Source organism: Streptococcus sp. 2579 (assembly GCF_013277195.1).
Classification (GTDB): Bacteria; Bacillota; Bacilli; order Lactobacillales; family Streptococcaceae; genus Streptococcus.
Genome location: NZ_VMMM01000003.1, coordinates 56,651 through 68,717, shown reverse-complemented (window position 1 = coordinate 68,717; position 12,067 = coordinate 56,651). Strand labels below are relative to the sequence as shown.

Below are 12,067 nucleotides of genomic sequence, written 5' to 3'. Positions count from 1 at the left end.
TAATCATCCAAATTAGTCTCTCTCCTCCACACGATGGAATATAGTTCGTAGATATTATTGCTATTTTCTAGTTTCGGATAAAGATAAAACTCACTTGAAAGAATATTTCCCCATATATAAATCAGTCTTTGTCTGACTAGCTACTAGCAAGTAGATGAGTTAATGTTCATTGTCTACTAATCTGAATATGAAAATACTTCAAAAGTCAGTTCAGCTAAGGATGGAAAAAACTCAATTTTTAAGAGAATATGAAATAATACTCAATCAAAATCAAATAGCAAACTAGAAAGCTAGCTACAGCTTGCTTAAAGCAGGACTTTGAGGTTACAGATCAAACTAACGCGGTCAGCTCAAGACACTGTTTTGAATTTGTAGATTAGACTGACATGGTTTGAAGAAATTTTTAAAGAGGATGAATATCTCTATAATAAAAGGCATCTTATCAAGTGTTTTTGACACCTGATAACATGCACTTTTCTGATTTTAAAGATTTTTTATCATTTAAGATAAGACATTTTCATTATGCTCTGTATTATCATCAACAAACTGTTCTTTAACCAAATCCTTGATATCACTTTTGATACTTTTAGTATCTATAATAGAATCTTCACCTAGTTGGTGAAATGTCGCTTTATCTTTAATAGTATATTCTTGTTCATCGTCATATTTTTTGGTTATCAATCGAATCATCTTTCGTCTTAAAGATTTTTCCCCTTTGATGTTTCCTCTTTCTTTTATCCATGCCACTGCTAAAATGACCAGCATTAGACAACCGACATAACCTAAAAGAGGATACATAATGGAGACTAATTCTTTAAATCCCATAAAAGATAAACCATATCCTATAGCGACCGTAGCAATTAGAATAGGGTAAAAGCGCTTAGGTTTGTTGGAAGAGAAACGTTTTGCCAAGGCATAAAATAAACTGAAAGCTGTATTAAAAATGAGTCCAAAAATAATTAGAGCATACAGTAAAGAAAATAGAGGATGAATTTGCTCCGCAATTGTTAACATAGGAATATCAACAGTTGAAACAAGTTTTATATTGGCGTATAAAATACCAGTTGCTACGGTAATAATCAAACTAACTACAAGTCCACCTAAGAGACCACTTTTTTCCGCAACACCAATTCTCATGACAGAACCTCCTAAGACAAATGCCATGGATACACCAGTCATAACAGTTAGTGCGAAATAATTTAGTAAAGAAACCCATACATTGGGCATTGGAGAAGAAAGTGTAGCTGTGATTGCTTCTAACTCTTCAAAATCAAAACTTTTCCCTACGAACGTATGGACTGCCATAATGATAATCATGACAAAGACCAAAGGAGTAAATATCCCAAGAACGCTGGTAATCTTTTCAAAATTAAGAAAACTGACAATAATGACCAAGATAGCACAAATCAATCCTCCCAACCAAAATGGCAAACCAAATTGTTGGTTAAGATTTGAACCAGCTCCTGCAATCATAACAAAACCAATTACAAAGCAGGAAACAATTAAAGCAAAATCAAGAATCTTATTAGTAATAGGCCCGGCAATTTGGGAAAGAACTTCAAAATGATCATTTGAACGGAAATAGCTTCCTAAGGTAATGATAATTTTACCAAAAATAATACTTATGATTCCAAGAACAATCGTTCCAATGATACCCCATTTACCAAAACTAACAAAGTATTGCATTAAATCTTGGCCTGAAGATAGTCCAGCACCAATAACAACACCGACATAAGCTAATGCTATATTTAAAATACGTTTTAACACTATTTTCTCCTAACTGTTATCACTACAATCAATGACTGTCTATTTAGTATACTATTTTCTTATATTATTGTCAAAAATATAAGAATTAGAACCTTGTACATAGAAATATTTCCGCACAATATAGCAAGATAACACAAGGACTAGTCAGCTACTAATCAAACTTCTATCCTCCTCAATTGTTTGGAGATATTGGCTGCTCTTACGTTAAACAAATATCATAAAGATAGCAAGACATTAGACATCCATACAACATTCAATCGATACATTCCAGATGATGATGGAACTAAGACTTTTGCCAGCTTCAGAACAACTCACCTCACAAAGAGAGAGATTGAGATACTAGACAAAATGGTTGAACTGAACCAGCTCAGTGAAAATACTGACCCAAATTGGTACAAGAGCACTCGTATATTCGTCACAAACACTGGTAAGCCAATCCACAGTTCAATTCTAAGCAAGTCTCTCCAGCGAGCAAACGAACGCCTTAAAAAACCAATTCCCAAACATCTGTCCCCTCACATCTTCAGACATACAACTATTAGCATTTTAGCTGAAAATAAAATTCCGCTAAAAACAATCATGGATAGGGTTGGACATTCTGATTCTGATGTTACTAATTCCATCTATACCCACGTCACAAAGAACATGAAAGATGAAGCAATCAATGTACTGGATAAAGTTATGAAAAAGATTTTTTAAAAAGTTTTGCCCCCTAAATACAAAAATAGCCCTTCGGATAAAATCCGAGGGGCTAGAAACGTTGTTAAATCAACGGCCGAACTTTTGAATTTCAAGGTTCGGGATAAAATAGTTCACTGAACTATTTTATTTTTTAAGGTTGTAGAATGATTTCAATCCACGGTATTCTGCTACTTCACCAAGTTGGTCTTCGATGCGAAGCAATTGGTTGTATTTAGCGATACGGTCTGTACGTGAAAGTGAACCAGTCTTGATTTGTCCTGCGTTAGTTGCAACTGCAATGTCAGCGATTGTTGAATCTTCAGTTTCACCTGAACGGTGTGATACAACGGCAGTGTAACCAGCTTCCTTCGCCATTTCGATAGCGTCGAATGTTTCAGTAAGAGTACCGATTTGGTTAACTTTGATAAGGATTGAGTTAGCAGCACCTTCTGCAATACCTTTTTCAAGGTAAGAAGTGTTTGTTACGAAGAAGTCGTCACCAACCAATTGAACTTTGCCACCAAGACGTTCAGTAAGAGCTTTCCAACCGTCCCAGTCGTTTTCATCCATACCATCTTCGATAGTGATGATTGGGTATTTATTTACCAATTCTTCAAGGTAGTCGATTTGTTCTGCAGCAGTACGTACAGCTGCTCCTTCACCTTCAAATTTAGTGTAGTCGTAAACTTTACGTTCTTTATCGTAGAATTCTGATGAAGCACAGTCAAATCCGATAAATACGTCTTTACCTGGAACATATCCAGCAGCTTCGATAGCAGCAAGGATAGTTTCAACTCCATCTTCAGTTCCTTCAAAACGAGGAGCGAATCCACCTTCGTCACCTACGGCTGTTTCAAGACCACGAGATTTAAGGATTTTCTTAAGAGCGTGGAAGATTTCAGCACCCCAACGAAGAGCTTCTTTGAATGATGGCGCACCAGCAGGTACGATCATGAATTCTTGGAAAGCGATTGGAGCGTCAGAGTGAGAACCACCGTTGATGATGTTCATCATTGGAGTTGGAAGAACTTTAGTGTTGAATCCACCAAGGTAGCTGTAAAGTGGGATTTCAAGGTAGTCAGCAGCAGCACGAGCTACAGCGATAGACACACCAAGGATTGCGTTTGCACCCAATTTACCTTTGTTAGGAGTACCGTCAAGTGCGATCATAGCACGGTCGATTGCTTGTTGGTCACGTACATCGTAGCCGATGATTGCTTCAGCAATGATGTTGTTTACGTTGTCAACAGCTTTTTGTGTACCAAGACCACCGTAACGAGATTTGTCACCGTCGCGAAGTTCAACTGCTTCGTGTTCACCAGTAGAAGCTCCTGATGGAACCATACCACGTCCGAAAGCACCTGATTCAGTGTAAACTTCTACTTCAAGTGTTGGGTTACCGCGTGAGTCTAGGACTTCGCGAGCGTAAACATCAGTAATAATTGACATTTTTTACTCTCCTTATGAGTTAAATTTTTTACACCTCTATAATACCTTAAAAGCCCTCCTTTTTCAAGAAAAAACGTTATCTTTGTGCAAATTTTCCTTAACTTTATAAAGTAATCGCTTTCTTTTGTCTGTTTTATTCTAACTTTTATGATATACTGTTTTCATGACAGATTTATCAAAACAATTACTTGAAAAAGCTCATGGTGGCTCAAAATTAAATCCAGATGAGCAAAGACGCTATCTTGGTACCTTTGAGGAAAGAGTTCTTGGATATGCAGATATTGACACAGCAAATAGCCCTCAGCTAGAAAAAGGTTTTTTATCTATTTTAGAAAATCTTCAAGAAAAAGCAGAGCCACTATTTGTGAAGATTTCACCAACTATCGAATTTGACAAACAAGTTTTCTACTTAAAAGAAGCAAAAGAAACTGATAGCCAAGCTACCATAGTATCTGAAGAGCACACTTCTTCTCCTTTTGGACTGATTATCCATACCGATACACCAGTACAAGTAGAAGAAAAGGACCTTCGACTTGCTTTTGCAAAACTTTGGGAAGTTCAAAAGGAAGAACCAGTCAAAACATCCTTCTGGAAGAAATGGTTTGGCTAAATCTTGTGCATATTTAATAAGTGCCCAATATTGGCAGCCGTGCGCTCCAGATAGAGACTGGCATTTTTCAAACTCTCTTCTAAAGATTCACTTTTCTCCAAAATTGAAAAGGCAGCTTGAATATTTTCAAATGGTAGGGAAGGTAAATCTTCAGCAAGACTACCACAAATAGCAATGACAGGAACTCCGACAGGGGTTCTTTTTGCTACGCCTATCGGCGCTTTCCCAGCAAAGCTTTGACTGTCCAGTCTACCTTCGCCGACGATAACCAAGTCAGCATATGCAACTTTCTTATCAAAATCAATCAAATCTAAACAGGTATCAATTCCAGACACGATATTTGCCTGAGCAAAGGCACACAAACCAGCAGCAAGGCCTCCACCAGCTCCTGCTCCTTTAATTTCTAATGTTGCAGGTGAGACTTTTTCATAAAAATCTTGGATCGCTTGATCTACGACTGCAAACATAGTAGGTTGTAGGCCTTTTTGTTTGCCAAAAATGTAGGTCGCACCTTGATGACCACATAAGGGACTCACAACATCTGCTAAAATATGAATTTGCACATCTTCAGGAAGTTCATAGCGATTTTCTGTTGAAACAGAAGCTAATTTTAGTAAGGATTGACCGCATGCAGGCAAGACATTTCCATCCTTATCATAAAATCGATAACCTAAACCAGCAGCGATCCCAATTCCTCCGTCATTACTGGCCGTGCCACCAACGCCGATATAGATTTCTTTAATCCCTTGAGCAATGAGATGGCGAATCAACTCTCCGATACCACGAGTTTGGATTTGAAGTGGATTTCGTTTCTCTATCGGAATTTTTCCAAGGCCAACCAAATCAGCAACTTCAAATAGTGCCAGTTTCCCTTTTTGAAAATAGCGCATGGCTTCTTTTTGGCCAAAAGGGCCTGTCACTTGGATCCATTTTTCTTCTAGGTCAAGAGAATGTCGGATAGCATCTACAGTACCTTCTCCCCCATCACCAACAGGGCAGAGGAGATATTCTACATCTGCTATCGATTGTTGGAAACCTCTTTTAATAGCTTCAGCCACCTGTTGAGCAGACAAGCTTTCCTTAAACGAATCTGGTGCAATTACAATCTTCATATTTTCCCTCATTCTAAACAGTCAATCAAAGGTAGAACTTCTAAAAAATCCCTCTTGTCAACATGATTTGGTATTTCTTTTTTGAGTACTTCTTTTGCACAAAAGGCGATTCCTAGTCCCGCTGACTTCAACATCAATAAATCATTGGCCCCATCACCGATTGCAATCGTTCTTTCTTTAGGAAGTTTTAGTTTCTCTCTCCATTTTTCCAGAGTCTCTTTTTTGATCTGGGGACTGATAATTTGTCCAACTAATTTTCCTGTTAGAAAGCCACTTTTTACTTCAAGTTGGTTGGCAGAGAAATAGGCAATGTCGAGGGATTTTGCTAATCTTTCAACTATTGGTGTAAATCCACCTGACACCAGACCAACTAGGATGCCATTCTTTTGGAGAATAGAGATGAATTCTTGAACATTTGGCGATAGATGAATTGAGTTGAAAACTTTATCAAAGACCGAAATAGGAAGACCTTCCAAGAAGGACACTCTTTTTCGTAAACTGCTTTCAAAGTCTATCTCTCCTCGCATTGCCTGACTTGTAATCTGCGAAATTTCCTCCTCACGACTTACCTCTCTTCCCAAAAAATCAATCACTTCTTCTAGGATTAAGGTTCCATCCACATCCATAACACACAAGCCTTTTACTTGAGACATCAGTTCTCCTCTCTAAACAGCCCAAAAATCGTATGAAGTCATCATACGATTTTATCTATTAGTTAACTAAACTATGGTACAAGTCAAGATATGACTTGCAGGCTGTATCCCATGAGAAATCACACTCCATAGCTTGTTTTTGTAGATTTCTCCATACGTCTGGATGATTTCTATACAAGTCCAAAGCTGTTTGGAAAGTCCAATTTAACCAATAAGGAGATAGGTTGTCAAAGCTAAAGCCAGTACCGCTTCCTTCAATTGGATTAAAGGCTCGAACAGTATCTCGCAAGCCACCAACTTCATGAACCAATGGCAAGGTTCCGTAACGCATCGCCATCATTTGAGACAAGCCACACGGTTCAAAACGACTTGGCATGAGGAAGAGGTCGCAAGCAGCGTAGATTTCTTGAGCTAGTTTGACATCAAAAGTGATATTTGCTGATAGCTTGTCTGGGTAAATCTGAGCAAACCATGAGAAAGCTCCTTCAAAGGCTGGATCTCCAGTTCCCAAAAGAACAATCTGGACATCTTCTTGCAAGATATGGTGCAGACTTTCTACCACCACATCAAAACCTTTTTGACGTGTCAAACGAGAAACAATTCCCACCAGTGGAACGTCAGCTCTAACTGGCAAGCCAACTCTTTCTTGTAATTTTGCCTTGTTTTGGGCTTTCCCAGACAAATCTTCCTGATTAAAATGATAGTCTAAAAGGACATCCGTCTGAGGATTATACAGATCAGCATCAATCCCGTTCACGATACCAGACACCTTGCCAGATTCCATTCGAAGAATCTGATCCAAGTTACATCCGAACTGACTGGTCATAATTTCATGAGCATAGCTAGGTGAAACGGTTGAAACACGGTCAGCATAAAGAATACCAGCCTTCATCCAGTTCAGACAGTTGTTCCAGCGAAGGGTACCATCAGCATAACGTTCAAAGCCGACTCCAAACAAATCCCATAACATTCCTTCTGAAAATTGTCCTTGAAATTCCAAATTATGAATGGTTAAAACAGTTTTTATTCCTTGATAGGCTTGAATCCAACGGTATTTTTCCTTTAACAAGAAAGGAATCATAGCTGTATGGTAGTCATGAACATGGAGAAGGTCAGGAATGAAGTCAATCCTTTCCATAGCCTCAATGGCAGCCAGTTGGAAGAAAGCGAAACGTTCCCCATCATCAAAATCACCGTAAACATGACCACGGAAGAAATAATATTGGCTGTCAATAAAGTAGAAGGTTACACCGTTTAAGACGGTTTTCTTAATCCCACAATACTGTCTGCGCCAACCAACACTCACCTCAAAATGAAGCACATCTTCAATCTGATTTCCAAATTTAGACTCTACCATGTCATAGTAGGGTAAAATCACTGCAACTTCATGTCCCGCTTTTACCAGTGATTTAGGAAGAGCGCCAATGACGTCTCCCAGACCACCTGTTTTTGAAAAGGGTGCACCCTCTGCTGCTACAAATAAAATTTTCATGAATGAATATCCTCTGTTACTTTGCTACCTTTCTTAACGACAACTGGATGTTCTGCAGTTCCTCGAATCACAACACCAGGCTCAACTTCAACACCCTTGTCCAAGATAGCATATTCGATCTGAGCACCTTCTCCAATAACAACACGAGGGAAGAGTAGGCTATCTTTAACCAAGCTATCCTTATGGACATGAATATTACGTGATAGAACAGAATTAGCCACTTGACCTTCAATGATACTACCAGACGCAAACTGAGAAGTGCTTACTTTAGATGTATTAGCATAATAAGTTGGTTCTTCGTTTTTGACCTTTGTATAAATCTTTTGATTTGGTGAGAAGAGAGAATAGAATTTCTGTGATTCAAGCATATCTTTATTAGCTTGGTAATAAGACTCTACAGAATGAATATTTGCAAGGTAGCCTGTATACTCGTAGGCGAAAGCTCCCTCTTTTGCAGCCAAATCCCGTAAAACATAACGCAACTTCTCTGGATGTTCTTTTTTAGCTTCTTCTTCCAAGCGTTCAATCAACCAAGGTGTATCAACGACAAAGATATCTGTAGACATATTGAACGTTTCAGCTGCTGACTTGCTATCAAAGAGTTTATGAGAACGAACATGGTCTGTTTCATCCACTTCTAAGATTGCATTTACTTCTGAAATATCTTTCTTAGCTAGTTTTTTATAAACTACAGTGATAGGCCCTTTTGTTGTACTATGTAGGTGGAAAACTTGGTTCAAATCAATGTTAATCAAAACATCACAGTTGAGTGAAACTGTTTGGTTTGACCCAGAACGTTTCAAATAAGTGAGAAGCTGCTGGTAGTACTCTTTTCCAACTGTGCTACTTTCTACACGGGTATTGTAAATTCCTAGATAGTAATGGCTAAGAAGGGTTGATAAGCCCCACTCGCGTCCTGAACGAATATGGTCAAAGACTGAGCTGATATTATCCTGCTGGAAAATACCAAAGACACTACGAACACCTGCATTAGCAAGACTAGAAAGCGGGAAGTCAATCAAACGATATTTCCCACCAAATGGCAAACTTGCTACTGGACGGTGGTCCGTCAATGTCGACATATCATGAAAACCAACTGTATTTCCTAAAATGGCAGAATATTTATCAATCTTCATCTGTTGCTACCCCCACTACTTCATTATATCCTACAACTTGTACTTCATCTGTTCCATCAATTTCGACACCGTCAGAAATAATCGCACCTTCACCAATAATGGCACGTTTAATCTTAGCTCCTTGACCAATGATAGCTCCACTCATGATAACTGAATCAACAACTTCCGCTCCTTCGCGAACTTGCGCGCCTGTTGAAAGGATAGAATGTTTAACAGTTCCATCAACGAAACATCCGTCTACAACTAATGAGTCTTCCACATCAGCATTTGCACCGAGGAAGTTTGGTGGTGAAATCAAGTTTCTTGAGTAAATCTTCCATTGACGGTTACGGCTATCCAAGGCATTTTCTGGAGAAATGTACTCCATGTTCGCTTCCCAAAGTGACTCAATCGTACCGACGTCTTTCCAATAACCACTAAATTCGTAAGCATAAACACTTTCACCTGACTCAAGGTAATTTGGAATGACATTTTTACCAAAGTCTGACATATCTACATTGCTCTTTTCAGCAGCGACTAACATATTACGAAGGCGTTGCCAATCAAAAATGTAGATTCCCATAGAAGCTTTTGTAGATTTAGGTTGAGCTGGTTTTTCTTCAAATTCAACAATACGATTGTTGGCATCAGTATTCATGATACCAAAACGGCTTGCTTCTTTAAGAGGGACGTCTAAAACTGCTACTGTCAAGCTGGCATTATTATCCTTATGAGACTGGAGCATATCATCATAGTCCATTTTGTAGATGTGATCCCCAGACAAAATCAAGACATACTCAGGATTGACACTGTCGATATAGTCGATATTTTGGTAAATAGCGTGACTAGTCCCCTCAAACCAACGATTTCCTTCACTGGCAGAATAAGGTTGGAGAATAGAAACACCAGAATTAATACCATCTAGTCCCCAGCTTGAACCATTCCCAATATGATTGTTGAGAGCAAGTGGCTGGTACTGTGTAATGACTCCAACATTGTGAATCCCTGAGTTGGCACAGTTTGAAAGGGCAAAGTCAATGATACGGTAGCGCCCACCAAATTGCACAGCTGGTTTTGCGATGCTTTGAGTGAGTTTACCGAGACGAGTTCCTTGCCCACCAGCAAGAATCAAAGCTAACATTTCATTCTTCATTTTCTACTCCTTTTTGGTTTTTACTTGTGACGGTTTTTGCAGATTTCAAGCGACGTTTGATTTTCCAGACACTAGCCCCCATAGCCGGTAGGGTAAAGGTTAAGGTCTGCTCATAATCTTTCCATAGTCCTTCTTGCGTTTGAACAGTTTGATTATGTTCTTTCCAAACGCCTCCCCACTCTTCTAACTCAGTATTCCAGACTTCTTCATAAATCCCTGCAACAGGCAGACCGATTGTAAAATCTTTTCGTTCAACAGGTGCCATATTAAAGACGCAGACTAGCATGTCGCCCTTCTTACCCTTACGGATGAAGGAAAGAACACTCTGGTCTCGATTATCCGCATCAATGATTTCAATACCATCATAGCTGGTATCAATTTCCCACAAACAGCGGTTGTCTTTGTAAAACTGGTTTAGCTGAGAAGTGAAATACTTCATCTTAGCATTCATTGGGTCTTCTAGGTTAGACCATTCCAACTGTTCTTCAGATTTCCATTCTAGGAATTGACCATATTCGCTACCCATGAAGAGCAATTTCTTACCAGGGTGACAAATTTGGTAAGTGTAGAGATTGCGCAAACCTGCAAATTGATTGTAACGATCTCCCCACATCTTATGCATCATACTCTTCTTGCCATGAACCACTTCATCGTGCGAGAATGGTAAGAGATAGTTTTCATTGAAAACATACATAAAGCTGAAAGTCACCAAATTAAAGTCATACTTACGGTAAATTGGGTCTTCTTCGTAGAAACGGAGGATATCATTCATCCAGCCCATATTCCATTTGTAGTCAAATCCTAGACCACCAAGCTCTTTCATTCCCGTAATCTTGGTTGCAGACGAACTTTCTTCTGCAATCATCATCACATCTGGATATTCTAACTTAATAATGTCATTCAAGCGTTGAAGGAAATAATAACCTTCATAGTTGAGATTTCCCCCATCTTTGTTAGGTGTCCATGGAGCATCATCATAGTCCAAATAGAGCATGTTGCTAACAGCATCCACACGAATACCATCCAAATGATAGACATCGATCCAATGCTTAATACAAGAAATCAAGAAGGACTGGACTTCATTTTTTCCAAGGTCAAAATTGAGAGCGCCCCAACCATAGTTATGAGCCTTATTATGGTCTTGGTACTCAAAAGTCGGTGTCCCATCATAATAGGCTAAGGCATCATCATTGATGGTAAAGTGACCTGGTACCCAGTCTACGATAACCCCAATATTATGGATATGACACTCCTCGACAAAATCTTGAAACTCCTCTGGTCTACCATAAGCATGCTCTAAAGCGAAGTAACCCATAAGCTGATAACCCCAACTCAACCCCAAAGGGTGGGACATCAAGGGCATAAACTCAATATGAGTATAGTTCATTTCAACGAGATAAGGAATGAGTTCATCCTTGAGCTGGGCAAAACTATAAGGACTACCATCAGGATTTCTTTTCCATGAGCCAGCGTGAACTTCATAGATATTGACAGGACGTTCAGCAAAGCCCCAACGTTTTCTTCGTGCCAGCCAAAGTCCATCCCTCCATTTCTTCTCAGGAAGCTCTGTTACGATTGCCCCTGTTCCTGGACGCGCCTCATATCTGACAGCAAAAGGGTCAATCTTCATCAGTTGATGACCATTTTGACGTGTGACATGATATTTGTAAATATGCCCTTCTTGAGCCATATTGGTAAAGACTTCCCAGACCCCAAAGTCATTTCTTACCATTGGAATCTGACCCTCAATCCAGTTGGTAAAATCCCCCACCAAGTGGACAGCCTGAGCATTAGGTGCCCAAACACGGAAAGTATAGCCATACTCTCCATTCACTTGCTCTTTATGTGCTCCTAGATAATGCTGAAGGTGAAAATTCTCTCCTGTCATAAAGGTGCGCAAAGCTTCTCTTTTATCCATAATACCCCCTCTTTTCTGTAAGCGTTTTCTATGTTTTTATTATACTACCTTTTTAGAGAAGATTCAAGTAAATTACTATACTTATTTAAAATTATTTTGAAAATCTACAAAAAGTTC

The 12,067-nt window shown here is 39.1% G+C and carries 10 protein-coding genes; 2 read left to right on the top strand and 8 right to left on the bottom strand.

What is annotated here, in order from left to right; translation table 11 throughout:
- Positions 1-501: 501 nt before the first annotated feature.
- On the bottom strand, positions 502-1,767 hold the full coding sequence (locus tag HT725_RS01110) for a hypothetical protein (protein WP_173217862.1): 1,266 nt from the start codon (positions 1,765-1,767) through the stop codon (positions 502-504).
- Positions 1,768-1,956: 189 nt separating this feature from the next.
- Here HT725_RS01110 and HT725_RS01105 point away from each other — a divergent pair, with 189 nt between their 5' ends.
- Complete coding sequence (locus HT725_RS01105; RefSeq protein ID WP_173217860.1) at positions 1,957-2,466, top strand: tyrosine-type recombinase/integrase; 510 nt, start codon at positions 1,957-1,959, stop codon at positions 2,464-2,466.
- A gap of 126 nt (positions 2,467-2,592) precedes the next feature.
- Here HT725_RS01105 and eno read toward each other — a convergent pair whose 3' ends face one another.
- The gene (eno, locus tag HT725_RS01100; RefSeq protein WP_000022821.1) at positions 2,593-3,897 is read right to left on the bottom strand and encodes a surface-displayed alpha-enolase; all 1,305 of its coding nucleotides are present in this window, start codon (positions 3,895-3,897) and stop codon (positions 2,593-2,595) included.
- Between the two features lie 163 nt (positions 3,898-4,060).
- Between eno and HT725_RS01095 the strand changes: the two genes are divergently transcribed.
- A complete protein-coding gene (locus HT725_RS01095; RefSeq protein ID WP_173252901.1) occupies positions 4,061-4,507 on the top strand; it encodes a DUF1694 domain-containing protein in 447 nt (148 codons plus the stop codon).
- Here HT725_RS01095 and HT725_RS01090 read toward each other — a convergent pair.
- From HT725_RS01090 to glgB, 6 genes are read right to left on the bottom strand one after another with little or no spacing between them, the layout of a single operon-like run.
- On the bottom strand, positions 4,504-5,619 hold the full coding sequence (locus HT725_RS01090) for a glycerate kinase (protein ID WP_173217856.1): 1,116 nt from the start codon (positions 5,617-5,619) through the stop codon (positions 4,504-4,506). The genes HT725_RS01095 and HT725_RS01090 overlap by 4 nt on opposite strands.
- Before the next feature lie 8 nt (positions 5,620-5,627).
- Positions 5,628-6,272: a phosphoserine phosphatase SerB gene (gene serB, locus HT725_RS01085; protein WP_173217854.1), complete on the bottom strand. Its 645-nt coding sequence runs from the start codon at positions 6,270-6,272 to the stop codon at positions 5,628-5,630.
- A gap of 58 nt (positions 6,273-6,330) precedes the next feature.
- Positions 6,331-7,764, bottom strand: a complete 1,434-nt coding sequence (gene glgA, locus HT725_RS01080; RefSeq protein WP_173217852.1) for a glycogen synthase GlgA — start codon at positions 7,762-7,764, stop codon at positions 6,331-6,333.
- Entirely contained in the window at positions 7,761-8,900 is a 1,140-nt protein-coding gene (gene glgD, locus HT725_RS01075) for a glucose-1-phosphate adenylyltransferase subunit GlgD (RefSeq protein ID WP_173217850.1), read from the bottom strand. Before glgD ends, glgA begins: the two co-directional genes overlap by 4 nt.
- A complete protein-coding gene (locus HT725_RS01070) occupies positions 8,890-10,032 on the bottom strand; it encodes a glucose-1-phosphate adenylyltransferase (RefSeq protein WP_000787253.1) in 1,143 nt (380 codons plus the stop codon). Before HT725_RS01070 ends, glgD begins: the two co-directional genes overlap by 11 nt.
- Entirely contained in the window at positions 10,022-11,950 is a 1,929-nt protein-coding gene (glgB, locus tag HT725_RS01065) for a 1,4-alpha-glucan branching protein GlgB (protein WP_173217848.1), read from the bottom strand. The genes HT725_RS01070 and glgB overlap by 11 nt, the downstream gene beginning before the upstream one ends.
- Between the last annotated feature and the right edge of the window lie 117 nt (positions 11,951-12,067).